Raw genomic sequence first — 25,675 nt, forward strand, 5'->3', positions numbered from 1 at the left:
TGGCCTTACCATGGCGCGGTGCTGGTCAAGTGGATTCGCTGCACCGTGGTGGACCGCCGCGGTTTCGAGCGGGGGCAGCGAAAGTGGGCGGGGCTTCCGGGGGAGCCGGGATTTCGGGGGCAGGGTGGTGGTTGGAGCCGGGGGCGGCAGGGGGTCGCGCATGTCTTCTCGTTCTGGGAGAGCCGTTCCTTCTACGACTCCTTCATGGCGCGCTCCCACGACAGACTGGCAGCGGCCCAGTCGGGCACCTACAAGGACATGCAGGTCAAACTCTTCGACTACCGCTTCGACGTGAAGACCGGCTTCGAGCCGCGCTTCACCGACGCGGACCTTGTCCGAGTGGCTCACTGTCGTGTCCACGAAGACCGAGCCGAGCACTTCACGCTCATGCAGGAGAAGGTCTGGAACCCGGCGATGGCCGGCTCCCCGGGCATGATCCGTGGGCTTTTCGGTGAGGCGCCGGGCCATGAGTTCCTGGTGCTGTCGATGTGGCGGTCGGCCGCGGAGCACGGCAAGTACCGCACGGAACGTGTGGAGCGGCTTGCGCTGCGTGCCCAGACGGAGGCCGACGTCGCGGCCCTCACGGGCGACATCGTCCAGCTCGAATCGACCTGGACGGTTTGAATTCCGGACCCGCTAAAAATGGCCTTCTGGTGTGGCCGCCGGCGCAGGAAAGGTGTGACCTACGCCTTATGAGGCCCGCCCGAGTCCACGATCGGACCCCAACCGATCTAGGGTTTTGGCATGGCACGACCACGGCGCATCGTCCTTGTCCGGCACGGCGAGTCAACGGGCAATGTTGATGACACCGTGTATGAGCGTGAGCCCGACCATGCTCTGGCCCTGACCGAGCGCGGCTGGCGCCAGGCCGAGGAGACGGGCAAACGGCTGCGGGAGGTGTTCGGCCGCGAGCGGGTCAGTGTCTACGTCTCGCCCTACCGCCGCACGCACGAAACGCTGCGCGCCTTCCACCTGGATCCCGAGGTGATACGCGTGCGCGAGGAGCCCCGGCTGCGTGAGCAGGACTGGGGAAACTGGCAGGACTGCGACGACGTACGACTCCAGAAGTCCTACCGGGACGCCTACGGCCACTTCTTCTACCGCTTCGCCCAGGGGGAGTCCGGCGCCGACGTGTACGACCGGGTCGGCGGATTCCTGGAGAGCCTGTTCCGCAGTTTCGAGGCGCCCGACCATCCACCGAACGTGCTGCTGGTGACCCATGGGCTGGCGATGCGCTTGTTCTGCATGCGCTGGTTCCACTGGACGGTCGCGGAATTCGAGTCGCTGTCCAACCCGGGGAACGCGGAGATGCGGATGCTCGTTCTCGGGGACGACGGCAAGTACACGCTTGACCGGCCTTTCGAACGCTGGCGAGATCCGGAACCGTACGGGATCACCGGATAGAGTGGCAGAGCGATGACCGCTGATTCCTCCCCCGAAGGGCGCCTGAACCGCGCCCTCGCCAGCCTGCGCGGACTCGCGGTGGGAGACGCGCTGGGCTCGCAGTTCTTCGTTCCGGTGAACTACCCGCTGCTGAAGCGCCGTGAGCTGCCGTCCGGGCCCTGGCAGTGGACCGACGACACGGAGATGGCCTGCTCCGTAGTCGCAGTCCTGGCCGCCCATCACCGCATCGACCAGGACGCTCTGGCCCGCTCCTTCGCCGAGCACCATGACTTCGACCGGGGCTACGGCCCCGCGGTCAACCGGCTGCTGCGCCTGGTCCGGGAGGGCGGTGACTGGCGCGAGCTGTCGGCCGCGCTCTTCAACGGGCAGGGTTCCTGGGGCAACGGCGCCGCGATGCGGATCGCACCGCTTGGTGCCTGGTACGCGGACGACCCGGAGCAGGCGACACACCAGGCCGAGATCTCGGCCTACCCCACGCATCAGCATCGCGAGGCCGTCGTCGGTGCCATGGCAGTGGCCGCGGCTGCCGCACTGGCCGCCGCTCCCGGCGGTCCGCCCAGTCCCGAATCGCTCCTCGATGACGTCATCGCTCTCATCCCTAAGAGCGCGGTCGGAGCAGGCCTACGGCGTGCGCGGGACATGCTCGACTACGCGGATGCGGCCACCGTCGCGGCTGTACTGGGCTGTGGACGACGTACGACGGCCCACGACACAGTGCCCTTCGCCCTCTGGTCGGCCGCGCGTGCCCTCGGCGACTATGAGCGGGCCTTCTGGACGACCGCGCAGGTCGGCGGCGACGTGGACACCACGTGCGCGATCGTGGGCGGTGTGATCGGTTCCGGGAAGGCTGGGGCGGTGCCTACCGAGTGGGTGGAGCGGACCGAGGCACTCCCGGAGTGGGCGCCGACGGCGGTGTAGCCCCGTTCAGCTGTCGGCGTCGGAACCCTGCGGGCATGGCCGCGGACTTTCATTGACTTTCTGTGCTTGACGGGAACTCTGTGTAACCGTCGGTCCGTTGTCGTGGCAGTTGATGTGCGACCGCTGGGGTCGGACGCGCAGGTGTCACGCGAGGGGCGCAGGGGGTGGAGCGGTGGGGTTCATGTCGGTGTTGGGCATGCTGTTCGTCTCGGCGGCTGCCGCGTGGGGCGGGCTCCGAATCTCCCGCCCCAGCGGCTCCGGCCGGACGCGGGGCGTCGTGAAGGTGGCGCGGATGGCCGGCTCGTCGTCCTTGCCGTTGGTCCCCCGGACCTGGTCCGGCCATCCGCGGTCCTTCGAGGACCCCGCCGGGTCAGCCGGTTCAGCCGGCCATGGGACCAGCCGTCCCTGCGAGGGCGTCCAGGTCGCTCTTGCGGACCCGGATGACGAACCAAGCGGTGGCCAGGGCGAGTACGGCCATTGCGGCGGCGGCCACGAAGCCCGTCGAGATGCCGTGGGCCAGCACTTCGTGTCCCCACGGTCCGGGCAACTGCTGCGTCTTGGCGAACTCCGCCTTCTGCTCGGCCGATCCCTCCGCCAGGAACTTCGGCAGCTGCTTCTCCGCCTCGTCCTTGCTGGCCGATCCGAACACAGTCGTCAGGATGGACAGACCGAGCGAACCGCCCACCTGTTGGGTGGCGTTGAGGAGCCCGGACGCGGCGCCGGCCTCATGCTGGGCGACACCGGAGACCGCGGTGACCGTCAGTGTCACGAAGTTCAGGCCCATGCCGAAACCGAACAGCAGCATCGGGCCGAGGACTCCGCCGACGTACGAGCTGTCGGCGCTGAGGAGGGTCTGCCAGGCCAGCCCGGTCGCCGTGAGCGCCGAGCCCACGAGCATGAACGGCTTGGGGCCGAGCACCGGAAGGAAGCGCTGCGAGAGGCCCGCGCCGATGGCGATCACGACCGTCACCGGCAGGAAGGCGAGTCCGGCCTCGATGGGGCTGTACTGCAGCACGTTCTGCACGAACAGCACGATGTAGAAGAACATGCCGAACATCGCCGCGGCCAGGCTGAGCATGATCACGTAAGTGCCCGAGCGGTTGCGGTCGGCGAACATCCTGAGCGGGGTGATGGGCTCCTTCGCCCGCGACTCGATGAACGCGAAGGCGACCAGCAGGACCACCGCGGCGACGAAGGACCCGATGGTCAGGCTGTCCCGCCAGCCTTCGTCCGCCGCGCGGATGAAGCCGTACACCAGGGAGGCCATGCCCGCGGTGGAGGTCAGTGCACCCGCGATGTCGAAGCGTCCGGTGTGCCGCTCGGACTCGCTGATGTACAGCGGCGTGAGCACCGCTATCAGGACGCCTATCGGCACGTTGACGAAGAGCACCCACCGCCAGTCGAGCCATTCGGTGAGCATGCCGCCGGCGAGCAATCCGATGGCGCCACCGCCTGCGGAGACGGCGGCGAAGACGCCGAACGCCCGGTTGCGCTCCGGGCCTTCGGGGAACGTCGTGGTGATGAGCGCCAGCGAGGTCGGCGACGCGATCGCGCCTCCCACGCCCTGGAGCACGCGGGCGGCCAGCAACTGCCAGGGCTCCTGCGCGAATCCGCCGAGCAGGGAAGCCAGGGTGAACAGCAGGATGCCGGCCATGAAGACCCGGCGACGGCCCAGAATGTCACCCGCGCGACCGCCGAGAAGCAGCAGGCCACCGAAGGTGAGCGTGTAAGCGCTGACGACCCACGTGAGGTCGGTGGTGCTGAAGTTGAGGGCATTTTGAATGTGCGGCAGAGCGATGTTCACAATCGTCGCGTCGAGTACCACCATGAGTTGGCAGGCCGCGATGACGGTGAGCGCGATGCCGGGATGTCCTTCCCGACGGGCCGCACCTGGTTTCTGATCCTTGATCAACTGAGAGGTTGTCACTATGGGTCCCCCACAAGTGCCTTAGTGAACGCTCGCGTTCACTGTCGCGTCAACCGTAGTGAGTCCTCGGTAGTGAACGCAAGCGTTCACTTATGTTGTTGTCGCGCGGTCTGTCCCCCCGTAGTTGCCGCGCAGAGCTCCTGTATCCCCGAAATCCCCGCCTCGCTTGTTCGTTGGAGACGCTCAGATGGTTACCTCGCGCTGGACGGCCGCCCCCGCTCAGGCGGCCTCTCCCCGTCGCCGCGGCGCCGCGCTCGAACGCGCGATCCTCGATGCCGCGCTGGAGCAGCTCAGTACGGTCGGATGGAACGGCCTCACGATGGAGGGCGTCGCCGCCGGCGCCCAGACGGGGAAGGCCGCCGTCTATCGGCGCTGGCCCTCCAAGGAGGATCTCGTCGCCGATGCCTTGCGGGCCGGGCTGCCGAACTTCGCGTCGGCTCCCGACCTGGGAGGTGTGCGCGAAGATCTGCTCGAGCTGTGCCGGCAGGCGCGGGACGCGATGTTCTCCCGGCCCGGTTTCGCGCTGCGGTCAGTGATTCACGAATGCGACAGCCTTCAGGCCGAGCGCTTTCATGGTGTGATCTTCGAGGGGGTCGTGGAGCCGACGATCGCGATGCTCCGGGAGGTCGTCAACCGTGGCATTGAGCGGGGGGAGGTGCGGGCCGACGCGGCGAACGGCTACGTCTTCGACGCCATTCCGGCCATGATGATGTACCGGTCAAAGATGTGCATGAGCGAATGGAATGATCGAGATCTTGAGGAGATGGTCGATCAGTTGATGCTTCCGCTGCTCCGCCCGACCGCCCACTGAACCGTGGCTGGACCGGCCCGGAGATGGCTTCGGTGAACCAGGGTGTCGAAGCCGGTTCCGGGCGGCGTACGCTAAGGGCGCCATGCCGTACGAACCGCCTACTCACACCGTCGAGCGCTCCCTCCGAGCCACGACCGGAGCGAAGATCATTGCCGGTGTCGACGAGGTGGGGCGCGGTGCGTGGGCCGGCCCCGTCAGCGTCTGCGCCGCGATCACCGGACTGCGCCGACCCCCCGAAGGCCTCACCGACTCCAAGCTGCTCACCGTCAAGCGGCGCACCGAGATCGCCGATCTGCTGCGGACGTGGGTGACCTCGTACGCCCTCGGACACGCCTCTCCGGAGGAGATTGACGCCCTGGGGATGACTGCCGCGTTGCGGCTCGCCGCGGTGCGTGCCCTGGACGCCCTGCCGGTCCGGCCCGACGCGGTGATCCTCGACGGGAAGCACGACTATCTCGGGAACCCCTGGAGGGTCCGGACGGTCATCAAGGGTGACCAGTCGTGTGTGGCGGTCGCAGCGGCCTCGGTGATCGCCAAGGTGCAGCGCGACAAAATGATGGCCGAACTGGGTATCGACCATGCAGACTTCGGTTTTGCGGACAACGCCGGGTACCCGTCGCCCGTCCACAAGGCCGCACTGGCGGAGCGGGGGCCCACCCCGTACCACCGGTTGTCGTGGGCTTATCTTGATGCGCTGCCCCAGTGGCGGCACCTCAAGAAGGTCCGCAGTTGGGTGGAAGGAAGCGTTCCGGAGATCGAGGGGCAGCTCGGCTTCGACTTCTGACGATTCCGCTCGCACTTGTGTGCCACCCGGCCATGCGAGCCGCACCTGTGTTTGATAAAAATCAGCTCATGCCTCTCATTCCCGAGGAGCCTCAGATTCACGAGAGTGCCCAGGGTCCCCGCGCCACGCCGGCCAACGGCCGCACCGCGCCGACCCCTCGTCCTGTACCCGGCCCCCGCCCCGCGGCTCCGTCGCGTCCCGGCCGACCCGGGCCTGTGCGGCCCGCGCCGCCCGTGCAACGTTCGCCGCGTGACGTGGCCGTGACCAAGCCCGGACCGTCGGGTCCGGCTGCTCCCGCCGCCTCCGCTCCGGCTGCGGCGACCCCGCAGATCCAGCTGATCCCGGCCTCGCTCGAGGGCGCGCTCGACGCTGCCGAGGAAGCCGTCGACCTGCTCTTGGAGTCGGGCCGCGCCCCCAGCGATGTGCTGGTGATCACCACCGGCGAGCAGCACCCGTGGGCCGCCCACGAGCTGTCCTTCGGTGAAGCGTCCTACTGGGCGCAGCACGACGCCGGTGACGACGTCTTCTACGCCGATGCCTCCGTCGCGGGTCGCGCCGCGTCGCGTCCCGTGGTCGTGGTGGCCGTCAACGGCGGTCCCGACACCGCTGCCGCCAACGCCCTGCCTCTGGCCCTCGGCCGGGCCGGCGCCCTGCTGATCGTCTGCGGTGACCCGCAGCGGATCAACTCGGTGCTGGGCGCGGGCGTCTGAGTCGTTCCGGCTCGTCCTGGGGGGACACTCCGCAGGACACCGGCCGGGGGATGGGGCGTCGATCTGGCGGCGTTTGCACGGCGGGCATTCCGGCGCGCGCGGATGAGCCGGAAGGGCGCGCTGGGTGCAGGCCCGTCGGGTCGGGACCGGGATGCGAGTCCACGCTTTACGGATGAGTCGGCGTGGAGCGGTCTCGCCGCTGGGGTCGGCCGAGCCCCGGGCGCATGTTGCTGCCGGGGTGCCGTGCGGGGAAGCCCTGACCGTCGGCGGCCGGTCACGGCCGGATGCCGTCGCCTTCACGGCGTCAACTGAGCGGGCTTTCGTTCGACGGCTGCTCGACGGCTACGACGGCTGCCCCGACGGCTACTTGGTGGCTGCTCGGTGGCGCTCGCAGCGGCTTGGCAGTCCGCGCCGGGTCGTCGTGTGCCTCGGCCGTCGTACCGGATGGGTCCTGCCGCGTCGGGCAGCCTGCGGCTCGGCAGTGCCGTCAACCGAGGACTCCTGTCGGTGTCCTCAGCGAGCCGCTGCGCGCCGTAGGACCTCCGAGGCCGCGCCGCCGGTGCGTGGCAGCGGGAGCGGTGACTCGGACGTGGCGAAGGGTTCCGGCGCCGAGTCCGTGCTGGGGCGGCGGCCGCCACGGCCCTCGCCGAGGACCTGCCAGCCGTCACGGGTCAGCGTGATGTACGCGCCGCATCGCAGGCCGTGCAGGGTGCAGGCGTCCCGCAGGCCCCACATCCATGCGCCGTCCTCCTCTGTCCAACGAGCGTCGCCCTCGCGGCAGTAGAGCAGGACGGCGGTGCGCACGGGGGTGCGGCGCCGCAGGTCGTGCGGGATGACGCGGCGGAGCTGGGTGAGCAGCGCGTTGCGGAACATCCAGCCGTCCGCCGGGGACGGGCGACGCGCGAACGAGGCACTCGCCCGCAGGCGCTCGTCGGCGTCGAGGACGGCCACGATCGCGGTCGTCGGCCCTGGGCGGTGCCGGGAGTGCAGACCGCTGACGACCTCGCGGGGATTACGCAGCAGCGGGATGCCCGCGGCGGCCCACTCCGCTGGTTCGAGCATGCGGGCCAGCGGGTTGGTGGATGCGGCGGACGGGTCGGCTGACGTCGACACGGATCCTGCAGAGGACGGAGCGAATCCGAAGGTCACGGTCCTCCCTTCGGCTACGCGCCCACACTGCGGGCGGGGTCGGAATCGGGGGAGCGCACGCCGCAGCAGAGCCCTACCGGATCACGGACGAGCCGTGCGGGGAGCGGACTTCAATTCTTCCTGTCGAACCTGAATGCGGCAACGAGCAATTGGGGCCACCGACCGATATCTGGTGGTGCGAGGGTTATATCCCTACCCAGCGCGTCACTGTGCGACGCATGGGGCTACCTGCACAACCAGGTCTTTGATGCCCGCTGCGCTCCGTCGACGGTCCGTGAGCACCTGTCGCTCCGGGTGAGGTGGCTGATTGTCAGTGGCATCGGGTTGCATGGAGGCATGGACGATCTGGAGCTCCGTACCGAAGCCGATGCCATCCTCGCCGAGCTCGTCGGCGCCCCGGGCGGCTCGGCCCGGCTGCGGGAGGACCAGTGGCAGGCGGTGGCGGCCCTGGTGGAGGAGCGCCGACGTGCCCTGGTGGTGCAGCGCACGGGCTGGGGCAAGTCGGCGGTGTACTTCGTCGCCACCGCTCTGCTGCGCCGGCGTGGTGCCGGCCCGACCGTGATCGTCTCGCCCTTGCTCGCGTTGATGCGCAACCAGGTCGAGTCGGCGGCGCGGGCCGGCATCCGGGCCCGGACGATCAACTCCGCCAATCCCGAGGAATGGGACACCATCTACGAGGAGGTCGAGCGCGGTGAGACCGACGTACTCCTCGTGAGCCCGGAGCGCCTCAATTCCGTGGACTTCCGCGAGCAGTTGCTGCCCAAGCTCGCTGCCACGACCGGCCTTCTGGTGGTCGACGAGGCGCACTGCATCTCCGACTGGGGCCACGACTTCCGGCCCGACTACCGCCGGCTTCGGGCGATGCTCGCCGCGCTCGCCCCCGGGGTTCCGGTGCTGGCGACCACGGCGACCGCCAATGCACGAGTGACCGCGGACGTCGCCGAGCAGCTGGGTACCGGTGTCGGTGAGGCCCTGGTGCTGCGCGGCTCGCTGGAGAGGGAGAGCCTGCGGCTGGGTGTGGTGCAGCTGCCGGACGCCGCACACCGTCTGGCCTGGCTGGCCGAGCACCTGGACGAGCTGCAGGGTTCCGGGATCATCTACGTGCTCACGGTGGCCGCGGCCGAGGAGGCCACCGCGTTCCTGCGGCAGCGCGGCTTCCAGGTGGCCTCTTACACGGGGCGCACGGAGAACGCGGACCGGCTGCAGGCCGAGTCCGACCTGCTGGCGAACCGGGTCAAGGCGCTGGTCGCGACGTCGGCGCTGGGCATGGGGTTCGACAAGCCGGACCTGGGCTTTGTGGTTCACCTCGGCTCGCCGTCCTCGCCGATCGCCTACTACCAGCAGGTCGGCCGCGCCGGCCGCGGCGTCGAACACGCGGACGTGCTGCTGCTGCCCGGCAAGGAGGACGAGGCCATCTGGCGCTACTTCGCCGATACGGCCTTCCCGCCCGAGGCGCAGGTCCGCCAGACCCTCTCGGCGCTTGCGGAGGCGGGGCGCCCGCTGTCGGTGCCGGCCCTGGAGGCGGCGGTGGATCTTCGGCGTACCCGGCTGGAGACCATGCTCAAGGTCCTCGACGTGGACGGGGCGGTCAAGCGGGTCAAGGGCGGCTGGATCTCCACCGGTGAGCGATGGGTGTACGACGCTGAGCGGTACGCGTGGGTGGCGCGCCAGCGAACGGCAGAGCAGCAGGCCATGCGCGAGTACGTGAAAACGACGCAGTGCCGGATGGAGTTCCTGCGCCGGCAGCTGGACGACGAGGGGGCCACCCCGTGCGGCCGCTGCGACAACTGCGCGGGCACCTGGATCGCCTCGTCGGTCTCGGCCGAGGCTCTGACGGGTGCGGCGAAAGAGCTGGATCGGCCGGGGACGGAGGTCGAGCCGCGCCGGATGTGGCCGACGGGGATGCCCGCGCTGGGCATCGACCTCAAGGGCCGTATCCCCGCCAAGGAGCAGTGCTCCACCGGGCGGGCGCTGGGCCGGCTCTCCGACATCGGCTGGGGCAACCGCCTGCGGCCCCTGCTGGCCGAGAACGCGCCCGACGGTCCGGTCCCAGACGACGTCCTACAGGCCGCGGTCGCGGTCCTCGCCGACTGGGCGCGCTCACCGGGCGGCTGGGCGCCGAACGTGCCTGATGCCTCTGCCCGGCCGGTGGGAGTCGTGGCCGTACCGTCCCTGGCTCGGCCGCAACTGGTCGATTCCCTCGCCCAGGGCATCGCGACCATCGGCCGCCTCCCGTACCTGGGAAGCCTGACGTACACGGGGCCGGGTGGCGCGCATGCGGCACGGCGCAGCAACTCCGCGCAACGCCTGCGGACACTGGCCGACACGTTCGCCGTCTCCGAGGAATTGGCCGCTGCCCTGGCAGGCTCGCCGGGCCCCGTCCTGCTGGTGGACGACTACACGGACTCGGGCTGGACCCTCGCCGTCGCCGCCCGTCTCCTGCGCCGGGCCGGCAGCGAAGCGGTTCTTCCTCTGGTCCTCGCTGCGGCGGGGTGAGCTGCCCTGGGGGTTGTGGTGGAGACAGGCGGTGATGGGCTGCGCCAGCGCCTCGGCTGTGGCAAGGGCTTGCCGGGGCGCGCTGCCGGTCACGTGCGCCTGAGGGAAGCCGGTGACGGTCGCCTGACGGCGAGCGCGGGCCGCCGTGGTGGTCGGGGTTCGGTCAGGAGCCGGTGCGTGCGTGGAGCGTGGCGATTCGGTCCCACGTCCAGGTGGGGTTGGAGTACATCCGCCAGTGCCCGCTGTGCGGAACCTGTGCCAACTGGATGGCGTTCACCGTGAGTTCGGCAGGTAGGGCGGTGACGCGTGTTGCGCTTCGGAGTGAACGGCGCCGCGCGTCCCATGAATGACGCCGGGCACCAGTGAACGACGTCGTGCACCAGCGCACGGCACTTGAATGTCGTCGTGCACCAGCGCACGGCACTTGAATGTCGTCGTGCACCAGCGCACGGCACTTGAATGTCGTCGCGCACCAGCACACGGAACTTCAATTGACGCCGCGCACCAGCGCACGGCATTGCGCATCTCCGAGCGGATTGTCGTGTCCCTGGTCGGACTTATCCACAGGGTCAAGCGGAACATTGTGATCCGGGAGATCGTCTGTCGCATGACGAATCACAGCGAAGCGACTGGCTTTTCCGAGAGCGACGACGCCGGGCGCGGTGAACAGCCCCTCGCCCCTGGGACAACCGACCCCAACGAAGGGGGACTGCCCGAGCATCAGGTCACTCTGCGCACTCCGGCCGAACTCGCCGATGCGCTGCCGTATCTCCTTGGCTATCGCCCCGAGGACAGCATCGTCCTCGTCGCCCTGCACGACAGGGCAGGCCGGGGACGGTTCGGTGGCCGAGCGCGGCTCGGCATTCCCGCGAGTGCGGACGACTGGGACTCCGCGGCCGGGCAGTTGGCCCACGGCCTTGTGACCGGCAGCGAGCGCAGGGGAGTCCGGCCGGAGCAGATGGTGGCCTTCCTCTGCCAGGAACCGGCCAAGGGCGAGACGGGCCGCCAGGTCATGGAACGGCTGCGACCGCTGGCCCAGAAGATGCGTGTGGCCTGCGGCAACCTGGATGTGCCGGTGATCGAGGCCCTGTGCATCTCGGACGGCCGCTTCTGGTCGTACTGCTGCGACCGCGCCGAGTGCTGCCCGCCCGAGGGCGGTCCGATGGGCCTGCCCGGTACGTCCGTGCTGGCCGCCGCGGCCACGTACGCCGGAGTGCAGGTGCGCGGCACGCTGCGCGAGTTGCGGGCCAGGTTGCTCCCTTGGGAGACCGCGGGCGTCCCGGAGCAGGAGGCCGCCCTGGACAGGATCGGCGTGGAGCTGGTCACCAGGATCCTGGACGATTCGAAACGCGCGGGCGTGGCGGAGGAGACGCTGGAGCTGGCGGAGCGGCTCAGGTGCCGGTTCGCCGAGGCTCCACCTGTGTCCGGAACGCTCACCTCGGATCTCCGTGATGACGGGCTGCTCGGTCACGACGAAGCCGCGAGGCTCATTCTGGGTCTGCAGGACCGTGCGACCCGCGACCGCGCGGCCGAGTGGATGGAGGGCGACGAGGCCGCTCCGGCGCTGCGACTCTGGCGGGCACTGGCCCGCCGCTGTGTCGGACCGTACAGCGAGCACGCGGCGGCGCCCCTCACCCTCGCCGGCTGGGTCGCCTGGTCCACCGGCGATCAGCTGGAGGCCCGAGAGGCCCTCGCCATGGCACTCGGCGTCGACTGCGACTACCTCTTCGCCCGTCTGCTGCATCAAGCCTGCAATGAGGGGCTGGACCCCGAGTCGATCCGCCGCTGCCTGCGCGCAGAACGCGTGAGCCGTGAGCCGGAGGACACAGAGCAGCTCGACCAGCCGGAGCACGTGGAAGAGCCGGTGCGAGGTGACGGGGTGGTGTGCTCGCCGAAGTCTGGGGATGGTGGCGGTCGCCGATCCCGGCAGACGGCGGGTGCTGCCGGCAGCCTGCCTCGATCAGCCAGGGGCACCGGGCGGAACCCGGGGGAGCGGGGCGCGAGGGGGTCGCGTGTCGCACGTCCTCGTGCGTCGGCGGGGAGCCGACCCGGTGCCGTGCAGCCGGGCGGCACGGCACCGGGGAGCTCGAAGGGCTCGGCTCCGCGTACGTCGAGGAAGGGCGCCGCTCGCCGGAGTGGGCCCCACCCGGACGGCCTGCGCCCCGGAGGAGCCGGCGGGGAGGGGGACGCGTGAGGCATCTTGGGCGAAGCGCCTACCGAGATCGTGGAAGCGTTGGCAACTACTTGCGACGCCGCTTGGGCGGGAGTGTCATGCGGAGCCTGAGCCGCGCGGGTGGGGGCGCCGTAAAGGGGCTCAGCTGTGTGGGCGGGGACGCCGTGGAGGGGCTCAGCCGCGTGGGCCGGAACGCCGTGAGAGGGCTCAACGGCCCGGACCGGAACGCCATGGAGAGCCCCAGCTGCGCCGGCCAAGCCAAGCAACCCGACCAACGCGGAGACGCTCCGGTGGAGTTACCCGGGCACGGGCGTGACCTGGAGGGATCTGCCCCCGTTCACCTGAGTGGCGGAACGCCTGAACCGGCCGTGCCGCCGCACCGCCCCTGTCACTCCGGGTCCCCCAGCCGGCGCCGCACACGCCCGCGGCGCACAGAGCGCAGAGGAAGCCGCCCCATGCCACAGTCGACTCCGGTGCAGGCGCCGATCCCGGTGCCCCCGCCGACGCCGATGCCATCGTCGACTCCGGCCTCCCGTGCCGTGGACGATTGCCCGACACCTGGCGGACTGGTGCCGTCCCAACGGCTGGATACGGGGCTGCCTCCGGACGAGGCCGATACGGGGCGGCGCACGCCCGGGGGCCCGAGCGATACCCCTCGACGCGATGCCTCTCGGAACGCCGAGTTAGGCGGTGCAACTCGAAGCGCTCATGGCGGTGACGGCTCCCGGACCGCGGAGCGCGGCAGTGCACCCCGGACCGCCGAGTACCCCGATGCCCCTCGCAGAGCGGACTACGCCGACGCCGCTCGCCGCCAGGACTACGCCGATGCCCCCCGCCGCGCGGACTACGGCAACACGCCGCGACGATCCGAGCCCTCCAACCGGCCGACGACCCAAACCCCCTCGCCCACGACGCCCGCACACCAGAGCCCGGCAACGCCGCCAACTCCCGACCGCGCACGGCGCGCGTCCCGGCCGCCAGGCATCCCCTCGTCGGCTCAGCCGCCAACGACACCAACCACATCACCCCCACGTCCGTCAGACCTGCCTCCCACCCACAACGCCCTCATCTGCGTAGCCCTGCCTGGCCTTGCCATGTCGACGGACCAGGGGCAGTTGACGGGCCGGGGTCTCGACGGTTTCTACCGCGCAGGTCGTCGCATGCTCTCGCGCTGTCAGATCCGTGTGGCCGGGCGTGAGCCGCTCGCCGTGCAGGCCCGGATGACCGGGGCCGACCGCGCCCGGTTCGTGGGCACACTGCGCAGTTCCCCGCAGGCGGGCCCCGACCCTGACGTCGTCGTCGAGCGAACCCGTCACGCGGACGGCACCGAGCGGATCACGCTGCACAGCGCGGCAGCCCGCCCCCTGCGTCTGCCGGTCGAGGTAGCCCTGGGCACGGACCTGGCCGACCTCGGTGCGATCGTGAGCGGCACCGCGGGACCGGAACTCCCCGCCACCGTCCACGACTGCGGCCTGCGCTGGTCGTCCGCCAAGGGGACCTCGGCAGTGACGGCCGACCCCCCGCCCGCCGACGCGCTGGCCTCGGCCGGGCTGTTGCGCTGGGAGTTGGTACTGCCCCCGGGTGGCAGCGCGACCATCGAGCTCCGGATGCGGGCGGAGGGTGCCGGACCCGTGCGTGCCGTGGGCAGAGCAGCGACCAGCCCGCTGGCGCCGGCGCGTGCTGCAGGCGACGACCCCGGCGTGGAGGCGCTGCTGCGGACGAGCATCGAGGACCTCCAGGCCCTCCTGCTGCGCGACCCGGCCCACCCCTCCGACATCCACCTGGCCGCGGGGGCGCCGTGGCGCTGTGGCCTGGCCCCGGCCGAGGCCCTCGCCGCGGCCCGGATGACGCTGCCTCTGGGCACCCGGCTCGCCGCAGGCACGCTGCGCACACTCGCTCGTACCCAACTCCGGGGCCAGGGGCCGCAGTCCGGCACGATCCCCGCGCCTATGAGGGACGCCGGCACCCATCTGCCACCGGGCTGCACGGGCACGGAGGCCACGCTGCTCTTCCCGGCACTGCTAGCGGAGGCCCGACGCTGGGGGCTGCCCGAGCCCGAGACCGAGGAACTCCTCCCGGCGGCCGAGCGGTGTCTGACCTGGCTGCGGACCAGCGTGGGCGACGGCACGTACCTGCCCGACCCGCAGCCCGGCGGTCCCGTCCGCTGCGAGACCCAGGCCCACGCCCATCGCGCGGCACTGCTCGGTGCCGATCTGCTCGACGCCTTCGGCAGACCGGGGGGTGCCGAGCTGCGGCACTGGGCCGGGGCGCTGCGGCAGGCGTTCCGTGCGGATTTCTGGATCGACGACCTGGGCGGCGGCCGGCCCGCGGCAGCCCGGGCCCCGGACAGACGCCTCGTGCCGCATCTCGGCGCCGCCGCCGTCCATCTGCTCGACACCGGCCTGCTGGGCGGAGGCGAACTGGCGCCCGGCCTGCTCGACAGGGTGCAGACCGAGCAGCTCGCCCGGCTGCTCGGCGGTCCGGCCATGGATTCGGGCTGGGGCCTGCGCGGGCTGGGCGTGAAGGAGGCGGGACACAACCCGTTCGGTCACCGCAGTGGCGCGGTGCGGGTCCACGAGACGGCGCTCGCTGTCGCGGGCCTCGCCACGGCCGACTACGAGAAGGAGGCGAGCGCGTTGCTGAGAGGCGTCCTGGCCGCCGCTGCCGTGTTCGGCCACAGGCTGCCCGACATGTACGCGGGGGAGCGGCGCACCGACGGGAGTGCACCCCTCCCGCATCCGGCGGCCTGCCGCCCCGCGGCCACGGCGGCGGCAGCCGGAGTGGTGCTGCTGACCACCCTCGCGGGCATCCGCCCGGATGCTCCGGCGGGGACGGTCACCCTGCGACCCGTGCGCAGTGCGCCGCTGGGCGAGATCGTTCTGACCGGCCTTCGGGTCGCCGGGGCGCCGTTCTCCGTACGTGTCAGCCGCCTGGGTCTCGCCATGGTCGAGGAGGCCGCCGACGGGCTGCAACTGAGGGCCTGACCTCGCACGACGCCGGACGGCACGACATGGGGAGGGGCGGTGCGGCCCGCACCAGGCCCGAATTGGATCAGTCATCGATGAGGCCGACGAAGGGAGTGTTTATCGTCAAGCAGACGACTATGATCGCCGCATGCCCTACGACCCGTCAGCGTTTCCGCCCTTTGCCGTCACCGTGGACCTGGTCGTGCTGACCGTGCGCCGCCATGCCCTGTGCGCGCTGGCGGTGCGCAGGGGCGAACCGCCGTTCCAGGGGCGCTGGGCACTGCCGGGCGGGTTCGTACGGGCCGACGAGGACCTGGCGCAGGCAGCCGCGCGCGAGTTGGCTGAGGAGACCGGGCTGAGGGCCCACGACCCGGCTGTCCCGGCGCAGGACAACGGCGCCCACCTGGAGCAGCTCGCGACCTACGGTGACCCCAAGAGGGATCCGCGGATGAGGGTGGTCAGCGTTGCCCACCTGGCGCTTGCCCCCGACCTGCCGGCGCCCCGCGCGGGCGGCGACGCCAGCAACGCCCGCTGGGCGCCGGTCGACGAACTCCTGCAGCAGGGTGGTTACGGCCGCGACGGCGAACCGGTCGCACCGCTCGCCTTCGACCACGCACAGATCCTGTCCGACGGAGTGGAGCGCGCCCGCTCCAAGATCGAGTACTCGTCGCTGGCCACGGCGTTCTGCCCCACGGAGTTCACCGTCGGTGAGCTGCGCCGGGTCTACGAGGCCGTGTGGGGCGTGGCGCTCGACCCGCGCAACTTCCACCGCAAGGTGACGGGCACGCCGGGCTTCCTCGTCCCCACCGGCGGTACCACCACGCGCCAGGGCGGCCGTCCCGCCCAGCTTTTCCGCGCCGGCGGAGCCACGCTGCTCAACCCTCCGATGCTGCGGCCCGAGGTCTGACGCGGGCCAGAAGCCTGGCGTGGACCGGGACGCACCCCCGACGCCGAGGCAGGCTCGGGAACGACGTCATGGGATCCGAACGGGGCTCAGGGGCAAGGGCCACGGCATCCGAACCGAGCTCAGGAACAAGGGTCACGTGAACCGAACGCGGCTCGGGGACAGGGGCGACGGGTCCCGAACGCGGCTGGGGAACATGCGTCCCAGGCCCCGAACGTGGCTCGGGAACATGCGTCACAGGCCCCGAACGCGGCTCAGAGACATGGGCCAGGGGTCCCGAACAGTGGTCGAGAACGAGGGCCACAGGCCCCGAACAGTGGTCGGAAACGAGGACCTCGAAATCCCTCCAGGCCGAATCCCGCCTGCACAGCGGGCCTTGCCCTACCCGAAAAAACGGACATAGCGCGCTATCTTGCTGCGAGTGATCCAGGCCATCGGACTGACCAGCGACCCGCGCAAGGAGCTTCCTCCTGCCGTCGACGACGTCTCCTTCGAGGCCCACGCGGGCCGCGTCACCGCGCTGCTCGGGGCGTCGGGAGCGGGCAAGACGACAGTGCTCAGACTCATGCTCGCACTCCAACGGGGCCGTGGAATCACCTACTTCAGGGGCCGCCCCCTGCACCGCATCGCCCATCCTTCGCGCGAAGTCGGCGTGCTGCTGGGCGACCTCCCCGGGCACCCGGCGCGCACGGTCCGCGGGTATCTGCGCATGCTGTGCGCCGCCGCGGGCGTTCCGGCCCGGCGCGCCGACGAAGTCCTGGAGGTGGTCGGACTCGTCAGCCTGCGCGAGGAACGCCTCGGCACCCTCTCGCGCGGCATGGACCGTCGCCTCGGCCTGGCCTGCGCGCTGCTGGCCGACCCGCACACGCTCGTCCTCGACGGCCCTGCCGAGGGGCTCTCGGGCCGCGAGAGCCGCTGGCTGCACGGCATGCTGCGGGCGCACGCGGCCCAGGGCGGCACGGTGCTGCTGACCACAGCCGACCCGAAGGAGGCCGCGCGCACCGCCGACCGGGTCGTCACGCTGCAGCGGGGCCGGCTCGTCGCCGATCAGGATGCCGACGACTTCGCCCGTACCCGGCTGCGCCCCCGGGTCGCCGTCCGCACCCCCCACGCCTCCCGCTTCGCCTCCCTGCTCACCAAGGAGGCCCGCACCGCACACCGTTCCGTCGAGGTCGTACGCGAGAGCGGCAACCGTCTGTCCGTGTACGGCAGTACGTGCGCCGACGTCGGCGAGACCGCGTTCCGTCACGGCATCCTCGTCCACCAACTCGCCGACGAGATCGGCGACATGGGCCCCGGTGCCGGGGTGGGCACCCGGCCGACCGAACCGCGAAGCGGCGAGGTGCCGTACACGTCGGACGTCGAATTGGCCGCTGCCGGTGGCCGTGGGCGCAGGACCACGGCGCCGCAGGCGCCGGACGCAGGGTCGGCCACAGTCACCTCGCAGGAGGCGTCCGCAACAGCCTCGAGCGCATCCGCGGAGGTTCCGCAGGCACGGGCAGGCGTGCCGCGACCGGCCGACGCAGCCACCGCCGGGTCCTCGCCGCAGGCCGCCGCATCGTCGCGTCCGTCGGCCTCCGCTGCCGTCGCCCTCCCCGATCTCCCGCCCCCCATCTCCGTCCGCCCCGCCCCCAGCCCCCTCCGCCCCCTCCGCTACGAACTCCGGCGTGCCCTCGGCGTCGGTACCAGCTTCGTCACCGGCGCCGCCGTGCTCGTGGTGTCAGCCCTCACCGCAGTACTGCTGGCACGCGTCGGGCACACGCCGCAGGCGCGGCTGATGGCCGGGTGGCCGCAGCAGCTGCCGCTGCCGCCCGCGGCGCTCGGGGCCGGGCTCCTCGGCGCGATCGCGTTCGGCGACGAGTTCCGCCACCCCGCCCTGGCGGCGGATCGCGGCACCGTGCCCCGCCGGCTGGGGCTGCTGGCCGCGAAACTCCTCGTCGCCACCGTCACCGCGCTGGTGCTGGCCGTCCTCACCGTGGGCTGCGACACCGAAGTGCTCTATCTCGTATACGGACCGGAGCTCGCTGAGGTTCCCGCGGACTGGCTTTCGCTGGGCGTGAGTTGGATCGGGCTCATGGTCGGCTGCGCATGGGCCGGAGTCCTCGCGGCGGGTCTCTTCCGGTCCACCACGGCCGGGCTCGCGGCGGTGGTCGCCGTGCCCATCGTCGTCGTACCCCTCGTACAGAAGGTCCTCGAAGGACCGTCTGTGCGGACGGCGGCCGGGTTTCCGCTGCGGGTGCGGGAGCTGCTTCTGTCGCAGTGGCCGTTCGGGGGAGAGCGCTATCTGGAAGCCGTCGCGCGTGTCGTCGCCCAACCCGTCGGCGGCGCCCTGACGTTGTCGCTCACCGCCCTGCTCTGCGCCTACCTGCTCACGACCCTGCGGGGCAGGGTCCGATGACGACGATCTGTGCCGCCTCCGTTTCTGTCGTGCGCACAACTCCCCGGGGGAAGCCCATTTCTTTCCGATAAGGCGTCAATTGCGACGGGGTGAGCGATCACCCTTTCGTGTGCTTTTCACCAAAGACCTCAAGGGAGTTGAGGACGGCGCCGACAAAGGATGCGTGAGTACCCTTGCGCACACCATGATGACCGCCGCCCGCTCCGCAGACTCCGGCCTCGCCGGCCCGGGCGAACTCGACCGCTACCCCTACGCCGAGGCCCCCGTCGCCGACCGCGTCGGCGCCCCCGTCTGGGACGGCGGGGACCCGGAGCTGGGCCGCGTGGGCCGGCGCGCCGCCGGCAGCCGCGGACGCGGGCTGCACGGCCAACTCGTCCAACAGCTCGGCCAGATGATCGTCTCCGGCGACCTGGGCGCCGACCGTCCGCTCGTGCCCGAGGAGATCGGCCAGCGGTTCGAGGTCTCCCGCACCGTCGTCCGAGAGTCGCTCCGTGTCCTGGAGGCCAAGGGCCTGGTCAGCGCCCGTCCGAACGTCGGCACGCGCGTGCGTCCCGTCAGTGACTGGAACCTCCTCGACCCGGACATCATCGAATGGCGGGCCTTCGGACCGCAGCGCGACGACCAGCGCCGGGAGCTCAGCGAGCTGCGCTGGACGATCGAGCCGCTGGCCGCCCGCCTCGCCGCCGGGCACGGGCGCGATGACGTCCAGCAGCGGCTCGGCGACATGGTCGAGATCATGGGCCACGCGATGGGGCAGGGTGACGTGCTCACGTTCTCCCGCGCCGACGCCGAGTTCCACTCGTTGCTCATCCAGGTCGCGGGCAACCGCATGCTGGAGCACCTTTCGGGGATCGTCTCGGCCGCCCTCCAGGTCTCCGGCGGCCCCGTGACGGGCTGCGACCGGCCGAACGAGGCGTCGCTGGCGCAGCACGGCAGGATCGTCGACGCCCTTGCCGCCGGTGACGGCGCGGCCGCCGAGGCGGCCATGCGCCAGCTGCTCACCGTCCACCCCGAGGTCGAGCGCGTGGTGCCCGCGCCCCGCGAGCACTGACCGCGCCACCGGGTGGCGCGGCCGGGATGCCTCCCCCTCCTGTGGCATCTCCCGGTCTGCGCTCCCTCCACCGTCGGACCCGCAGGATCCAGTACGGATCCTGCGGGTCCGACGGTGCGACGAGGCCCTGGAATCGCCGTACAGTGCATGGTTCGGGCCGTGGGCGACCTGTTATGTCTGCGTCTGTCTGTTTTTGATCGGTTACGGGATGTGACTCGGGCCACGCAGATTGGGCGTAACGCTTGGGGAAACAGCGCGATGACCTAAGAGGTGACTGCCGAGGAGGGAATACGGACGCCGCTCCAGGCGCTGTGAATCTTCCCGGCCCCCGCCCGCACCGTCGGCCCAATCCCCAAGCCGGTGGTCGGCTCCTGTCCGCCGTGGACGGGGCCGGAAGCCGTTTTCCAACGTTCCGAGAGGTTGTTCGTGTCGGCCAGCACATCCCGTACGCTCCCGCCGGAGATCGCCGAGTCCGTCTCTGTCATGGCTCTTATCGAGCGGGGAAAGGCTGAGGGGCAGATCGCCGGCGACGATGTGCGTCGGGCCTTCGAAGCTGACCAGATTCCGGCCACTCAGTGGAAGAACGTACTGCGCAGCCTCAACCAGATCCTCGAGGAAGAGGGTGTGACGCTGATGGTCAGTGCCGCGGAGCCCAAGCGCACCCGTAAGAGCGTCGCAGCGAAGAGTCCGGTCAAGCGCACCGCAACGAAGACGGTCGCGGCGAAGACGGCGACTGCCAAGAAGGCCACCGCCCCCGCCACGCCCGAGGCGGCCGCCGACGATCCCGCCGTCGAGGACGACGCCCCCGCCAAGAAGGCCGCTGCCAAGAAGACGACCGCCAAGAAGGCGGCTGCGAAGAAGACCGTCGCCAAGAAGACGGCGGCCAAGAAGACCACCGCAGGCAAGAAGGACGACGCCGAGCTCGTCGAGGAAGAGACCCTCGAGGACGCCCCCAAGACCGGCGACGAGCCCGAGGGCGCCGAGAGCGCCGGCTTCGTGCTGTCCGACGAGGACGAGGACGACGCGCCCGCGCAGCAGGTGGCGGCCGCCGGTGCCACCGCCGACCCGGTCAAGGACTACCTCAAGCAGATCGGTAAGGTCCCGCTGCTCAACGCCGAGCAGGAGGTCGAGCTCGCCAAGCGCATCGAGGCCGGTCTGTTCGCCGAGGACAAGCTGGCCAACGCCGACAAGCTCGCCCCGAAGCTCAAGCGCGAGCTGGAGATCATCGCCGAGGACGGCCGCCGCGCCAAGAACCACCTCCTGGAGGCCAACCTCCGTCTGGTGGTCTCCCTGGCCAAGCGCTACACCGGCCGCGGCATGCTCTTCCTGGACCTCATCCAGGAGGGCAACCTCGGTCTGATCCGCGCGGTCGAGAAGTTCGACTACACCAAGGGCTACAAGTTCTCCACGTACGCCACCTGGTGGATCCGTCAGGCGATCACCCGCGCCATGGCCGACCAGGCCCGCACCATCCGTATCCCGGTGCACATGGTCGAGGTCATCAACAAGCTCGCGCGCGTCCAGCGCCAGATGCTCCAGGACCTGGGCCGCGAGCCCACCCCGGAGGAGCTGGCCAAGGAACTCGACATGACCCCCGAGAAGGTCATCGAGGTCCAGAAGTACGGCCGCGAGCCCATCTCCCTGCACACCCCGCTCGGCGAGGACGGCGACAGCGAGTTCGGTGACCTCATCGAGGACTCCGAGGCCGTCGTCCCGGCCGACGCGGTCAGCTTCACGCTTCTGCAGGAGCAGCTGCACTCGGTCCTCGACACCCTGTCCGAGCGCGAGGCGGGCGTCGTCTCCATGCGCTTCGGTCTCACCGACGGTCAGCCGAAGACCCTCGACGAGATCGGCAAGGTCTACGGCGTGACGCGCGAGCGGATCCGCCAGATCGAGTCCAAGACCATGTCGAAGCTGCGCCACCCGTCGCGGTCCCAGGTGCTGCGCGACTACCTCGACTAGGTCGCTTCCGTCGCATCCGTACGACACACAAGGCCCGGCCCCCGAGTGGGGACGGGCCTTCGTGCTGTCGGGGGCCGCTCTTCGGACCGGCGCGCGGGTGCGGGGTCAGGCGGGCTGAATCACTCTGGGTGTCCCACGACCACTCCAGAGTGAGGAGCGTGCATGCGACGTCCCATTATCCGGGTCCTCGCCCGGCCGCTGGTCCTGGCGGCCGTGGCGGCTGCCATACCGTTGGCGTCCGCCGCCCCCGCGGCTGCCGACAGTGTCGTCGTCGGCGGCTTCCCGGTCGATGTGTCCGACAGCCCGTGGACCGTGGCGCTGTCCAGCCGTGACCGGTTCGGGGGTACGCGGGCGGGCCAGTTCTGCGTCGGTGTGGCGGTCGGCCGGACCACCGTGCTCACCGCGGCCCACTGCCTCAGCGAGGAGGTCATGGGGGCACCGCCCCACCAGGTACGCGACTTCACCGTCATCACAGGCCGTACGGACCTCGTGTCCGGCCGGGGCCAGGAGATCCGCGTCCGCGACAGCTGGGTGAACCCGGCCTACGACGATGTCAGCAACGCCGGCGACTTCGCCGTGCTCTCCCTCACCCAGCCCCTTCCGGCGAGCTCGGTCATCAGGATGGCCCGCGCCGGCGATCCCGCCTACGTGCCCGGGACGCCGGCCCTGGTCTACGGGTGGGGAGACGTCACGGGGGCGGGCGACTACCCGCGCAGCCTGCGGGCGGCACGCGTGCACGTGCTGCCCGACACCCTGTGCAAGCAGGCGTACCCGGGCGGTGGTGACGGCAGATACCAGGCCGCCAGCATGGTCTGCGCCGGGGAACGGGAAGGGGGCCGGGATGCCTGTCAGGGGGACAGCGGGGGCCCCCTGGTCGCCCAGGGGAAGCTGATCGGGCTCGTGTCCTGGGGCACCGGCTGCGGCCGCGCGGGCAGTCCCGGCGTCTACACGCGAGTGTCCGAGGTCGTACGGAGCCTGGGGTGGCGGGCCGTGGGACGCGAGCGCCATGCCGACGGCTGACAGGAGCTGAGGGCTCGCGGGGCATGAGCGCGGGCGGCCGCCCCTGCTTTCAGGGGCGGCCGCCCGTCAACCGGCCTGTGCCGGAGCTGGCTCGTCGTTAATGCGAGGTTCAGCGCTCTTCTTCGGACGCCGATGCGGGAACGGTCGTCAGCCGCTCCGTCTCGTCCTGTATCTCAGCGGCGATCTTCTTGAGTTCCGGCTCGAACTTGCGGCCGTGGTGGGCGCAGAAGAGCAGTTCTCCGCCGCTCAGCAGGACGACACGCACGTACGCCTGGGCGCCGCAACGGTCGCAGCGGTCAGCGGCCGTCAGCGGGCTCGCGGGGGTCAGAACAGTAGTCACGTCGCCTCTTCTCTAGCTCGACGAGCTGTCGTACCAGGGTCAACATCCAACCAGCCCCAAAACGTTCCCGCTCGCGGCTTCTCTCAGAGAGAAATTCTTTCCGGGGCGGCTGGCTGCTGCCGGTTTGGCGGCGAATGTGCCGTAGTGCGTCTTTGTCTTGCTTACGGTTTCGCGCTGTCGGTCAAGGTCGGGTCCCTCCGGCTGGGTTGCCGGTTGTTCATGAGGACGTGCCCGGAGCCTAAATGGTTCATGCCTGGAAGGGAACGTGATATGTGCTTCACTCCAACGAGGGATCGAACACGCATGCGACTCTGGTCTAGTCTGGGTTTCGTACGAGGGTGGCGTTACAACGGCTCTACCAGGCCTCGGTACCCTCTTGACGGCGACCGAAGCCGCGCCCTTACCCACAAGGGCCTCATCTGAAATTCAGCGAGGAGCGAACCGCGTGACCGCCGAGACGTCCGTGCCGTCCACAGCGCTGCTGGCAGGAGCAGACCTGGACGGTTCCAACTACACCGCGCGGCACCTGCTCGTCCTCGAGGGCCTCGAGGCCGTGCGCAAGCGCCCGGGTATGTACATCGGGTCGACCGACAGTCGTGGTCTCATGCACTGCCTCTGGGAGATCATCGACAACTCCGTCGACGAGGCTCTCGGTGGCTACTGCGACCACATCGACGTGATCCTCCACGACGACGGGTCCGTGGAGGTCCGGGACAACGGCCGGGGCATCCCGGTCGACGTCGAGCCCAAGACCGGCCTGTCCGGCGTCGAGGTCGTGATGACCAAGCTGCACGCCGGCGGCAAGTTCGGCGGCGGCTCCTACGCCGCCTCCGGCGGTCTGCACGGCGTGGGCGCCTCCGTGGTGAACGCCCTGTCCGCGCGACTGGACGTCGAGGTGGACCGCAGCGGCCACACGCACGCCATCAGTTTCCGCCGCGGTGTCCCCGGAGCCTTCGCCGCGGACGGCCCGAACGCCAAGTTCGAGACCGGCGGCCTGCGCAAGACCAAGAAGATCCCCAAGACCCGCAACGGCACGCGCGTGCGGTACTGGGCCGACCGACAGATCTTCCTCAAGGACGCCAAGCTGTCCCTGGACACGCTGCACCAGCGCGCCCGCCAGACCGCGTTCCTGGTGCCCGGCCTGACCATCGTCGTCCGCGACGAGCTCGGCCTCGGCGACGGCGGCAGCAAGGGCGAGGAGTCCTTCCGCTTCGACGGCGGCATCAGCGAGTTCTGCGAGTACCTGGCCAGCGACAAGCCGGTGTGCGACGTCCTCCGCTTCTCGGGCCAGGGCACCTTCAAGGAGACCGTCCCGGTTCTGGACGAGCACGGCCAGATGACGCCCACCCAGGTCACCCGTGAGCTCGACGTCGACGTCGCGATGCGGTGGGGCACGGGCTACGACACGACCCTGAAGTCGTTCGTGAACATCATCGCCACCCCCAAGGGCGGCACCCACGTCGCGGGCTTCGAGACGGCCGTGACGAGCACCATGAACGAGGTGCTGCGCACCAAGAAGATGCTGCGCGTCGCCGAGGACGACATCGTCAAGGACGACGCCCTGGAGGGCCTCACCGCGGTCGTCACGGTCCGCCTCGCCGAGCCGCAGTTCGAGGGCCAGACCAAGGAGGTCCTCGGTACCTCGGCGGCCCGGCGCATCGTGAACACCGTGATCGCCAAGGAGCTCAAGGCGTTCCTGACGTCCACGAAGCGGGACGCCGCGGCCCAGGCCCGGGTCGTCATGGAGAAGGCCGTCGCCGCCGCCCGTACGCGCATCGCGGCCCGCCAGCACAAGGACGCGCAGCGCCGTAAGACGGCCCTGGAGTCCTCCTCGCTGCCGGCCAAGCTCGCCGACTGCCGCAGCGACGACGTCGACCGCAGCGAGCTGTTCATCGTCGAGGGAGACTCCGCGCTCGGCACCGCCAAGCTCGCCCGGAACTCCGAGTTCCAGGCGCTGCTGCCGATCCGCGGCAAGATCCTCAACGTCCAGAAGTCGTCCGTCACCGACATGCTCAAGAACGCCGAGTGCGGCGCGATCATCCAGGTCATAGGAGCGGGGTCGGGCCGGACCTTCGACATCGACGCCGCCCGCTACGGCAAGATCATCATGATGACCGACGCCGACGTGGACGGCTCCCACATCCGGACGCTCCTGCTGACGCTGTTCCAGCGCTACATGCGGCCGATGATCGAGGCGGGCCGGGTGTTCGCGGCCGTGCCGCCGCTGCACCGGATCGAGATCGTCCAGCCCAAGAAGGGGCAGGACAAGTACGTGTACACGTACTCGGACCGTGAACTGCGCGACAAGCTCATGGAGTTCCAGAGCAAGGGCATCCGCTACAAGGACTCCATCCAGCGGTACAAGGGTCTCGGTGAGATGGACGCCGACCAACTGGCCGAGACGACGATGGACCCGCGTCACCGGACCCTGCGCCGGATCAGCCTCACCGATCTTGAGGCCGCCGAGCGGGTCTTCGATCTGCTGATGGGGAACGACGTGGCGCCGCGCAAGGAGTTCATCTCCAGCTCGGCGGCCACGTTGGACCGGTCGCGCATCGACGCGTAGTCGCTGCGCGGCTTCGGCCGAGGCCGGCCGCGACTTCACCTTCGGCCGGGTTGGGTTCCACCCGCACCGCCCGTGCGGCATCGCCGTCGGGTGCGG

Annotated in this window: 18 protein-coding genes; 15 read left to right on the plus strand and 3 right to left on the minus strand. The window is 70.4% G+C overall.

The genetic code is table 11. The features are described from left to right. Positions 1-18 precede the first annotated feature (18 nt). The 3 genes from ACZ7L5_RS00300 (at position 19) to ACZ7L5_RS00310 (ending at position 2,322) form a co-directional block, all read left to right on the plus strand. Entirely contained in the window at positions 19-624 is a 606-nt protein-coding gene (locus tag ACZ7L5_RS00300) for a YdbC family protein (protein WP_363031855.1), read from the plus strand. 120 nt (positions 625-744) lie between these two features. Beyond that, entirely contained in the window at positions 745-1,404 is a 660-nt protein-coding gene (locus ACZ7L5_RS00305) for a histidine phosphatase family protein (protein ID WP_328878692.1), read from the plus strand. A gap of 12 nt (positions 1,405-1,416) precedes the next feature. Next, a complete protein-coding gene (locus ACZ7L5_RS00310; protein WP_471513101.1) occupies positions 1,417-2,322 on the plus strand; it encodes an ADP-ribosylglycohydrolase family protein in 906 nt (301 codons plus the stop codon). Between the two features lie 379 nt (positions 2,323-2,701). On the opposite strand, the gene ACZ7L5_RS00315 is transcribed toward ACZ7L5_RS00310, so the two are convergent. Continuing rightward, the gene (locus ACZ7L5_RS00315) at positions 2,702-4,249 is read right to left on the minus strand and encodes an MFS transporter (protein ID WP_471513103.1); all 1,548 of its coding nucleotides are present in this window, start codon (positions 4,247-4,249) and stop codon (positions 2,702-2,704) included. Positions 4,250-4,436: 187 nt separating this feature from the next. Here ACZ7L5_RS00315 and ACZ7L5_RS00320 point away from each other — a divergent pair, with 187 nt between their 5' ends. The 3 genes from ACZ7L5_RS00320 (at position 4,437) to ACZ7L5_RS00330 (ending at position 6,554) form a co-directional block, all read left to right on the plus strand. After that, the gene (locus tag ACZ7L5_RS00320) at positions 4,437-5,060 is read left to right on the plus strand and encodes a TetR/AcrR family transcriptional regulator (protein ID WP_363031852.1); all 624 of its coding nucleotides are present in this window, start codon (positions 4,437-4,439) and stop codon (positions 5,058-5,060) included. Positions 5,061-5,142: 82 nt separating this feature from the next. Beyond that, entirely contained in the window at positions 5,143-5,844 is a 702-nt protein-coding gene (locus ACZ7L5_RS00325; protein ID WP_471513105.1) for a ribonuclease HII, read from the plus strand. A 68-nt stretch (positions 5,845-5,912) separates the two neighbouring features. After that, the gene (locus tag ACZ7L5_RS00330) at positions 5,913-6,554 is read left to right on the plus strand and encodes a hypothetical protein (RefSeq protein WP_471513106.1); all 642 of its coding nucleotides are present in this window, start codon (positions 5,913-5,915) and stop codon (positions 6,552-6,554) included. Between the two features lie 513 nt (positions 6,555-7,067). Here ACZ7L5_RS00330 and ACZ7L5_RS00335 read toward each other — a convergent pair. Next, a complete protein-coding gene (locus ACZ7L5_RS00335; RefSeq protein WP_363031849.1) occupies positions 7,068-7,703 on the minus strand; it encodes a hypothetical protein in 636 nt (211 codons plus the stop codon). A 336-nt stretch (positions 7,704-8,039) separates the two neighbouring features. On the opposite strand from ACZ7L5_RS00335, the gene ACZ7L5_RS00340 reads away from it, so the two are divergent. The 8 genes from ACZ7L5_RS00340 to ACZ7L5_RS00375 all read left to right on the plus strand — a co-directional run bounded on the left by ACZ7L5_RS00340 (position 8,040) and on the right by ACZ7L5_RS00375 (position 22,673). Beyond that, positions 8,040-10,199 (plus strand): RecQ family ATP-dependent DNA helicase, encoded by a 2,160-nt coding sequence (locus ACZ7L5_RS00340; RefSeq protein ID WP_471513107.1) that lies wholly within the window; start codon positions 8,040-8,042, stop codon positions 10,197-10,199. A gap of 607 nt (positions 10,200-10,806) precedes the next feature. Beyond that, complete coding sequence (locus ACZ7L5_RS00345; RefSeq protein WP_471513109.1) at positions 10,807-12,393, plus strand: DUF4192 domain-containing protein; 1,587 nt, start codon at positions 10,807-10,809, stop codon at positions 12,391-12,393. A 1,073-nt stretch (positions 12,394-13,466) separates the two neighbouring features. Beyond that, on the plus strand, positions 13,467-15,356 hold the full coding sequence (locus ACZ7L5_RS00350) for a glycogen debranching N-terminal domain-containing protein (protein ID WP_471513111.1): 1,890 nt from the start codon (positions 13,467-13,469) through the stop codon (positions 15,354-15,356). Between the two features lie 130 nt (positions 15,357-15,486). After that, the gene (locus ACZ7L5_RS00355) at positions 15,487-16,245 is read left to right on the plus strand and encodes an NUDIX hydrolase (RefSeq protein WP_099931797.1); all 759 of its coding nucleotides are present in this window, start codon (positions 15,487-15,489) and stop codon (positions 16,243-16,245) included. 418 nt (positions 16,246-16,663) lie between these two features. Continuing rightward, the gene (locus ACZ7L5_RS00360) at positions 16,664-18,640 is read left to right on the plus strand and encodes an ABC transporter ATP-binding protein (RefSeq protein ID WP_471513112.1); all 1,977 of its coding nucleotides are present in this window, start codon (positions 16,664-16,666) and stop codon (positions 18,638-18,640) included. A gap of 163 nt (positions 18,641-18,803) precedes the next feature. Further along, positions 18,804-19,691: a FadR/GntR family transcriptional regulator gene (locus ACZ7L5_RS00365; RefSeq protein WP_471513114.1), complete on the plus strand. Its 888-nt coding sequence runs from the start codon at positions 18,804-18,806 to the stop codon at positions 19,689-19,691. 426 nt (positions 19,692-20,117) lie between these two features. Next, positions 20,118-21,653, plus strand: a complete 1,536-nt coding sequence (locus ACZ7L5_RS00370; RefSeq protein ID WP_471513116.1) for an RNA polymerase sigma factor — start codon at positions 20,118-20,120, stop codon at positions 21,651-21,653. Between the two features lie 162 nt (positions 21,654-21,815). Next, on the plus strand, positions 21,816-22,673 hold the full coding sequence (locus ACZ7L5_RS00375; RefSeq protein ID WP_471513118.1) for a S1 family serine peptidase: 858 nt from the start codon (positions 21,816-21,818) through the stop codon (positions 22,671-22,673). 109 nt (positions 22,674-22,782) lie between these two features. On the opposite strand, the gene ACZ7L5_RS00380 is transcribed toward ACZ7L5_RS00375, so the two are convergent. Then, a complete protein-coding gene (locus ACZ7L5_RS00380; protein WP_030790025.1) occupies positions 22,783-23,013 on the minus strand; it encodes a DUF7455 domain-containing protein in 231 nt (76 codons plus the stop codon). A 445-nt stretch (positions 23,014-23,458) separates the two neighbouring features. Between ACZ7L5_RS00380 and ACZ7L5_RS00385 the strand changes: the two genes are divergently transcribed. Then, positions 23,459-25,579: a DNA gyrase/topoisomerase IV subunit B gene (locus ACZ7L5_RS00385; protein WP_328878677.1), complete on the plus strand. Its 2,121-nt coding sequence runs from the start codon at positions 23,459-23,461 to the stop codon at positions 25,577-25,579. Positions 25,580-25,675 lie beyond the last annotated feature (96 nt).

Source organism: Streptomyces sp. NPDC107528, assembly GCF_055639295.1.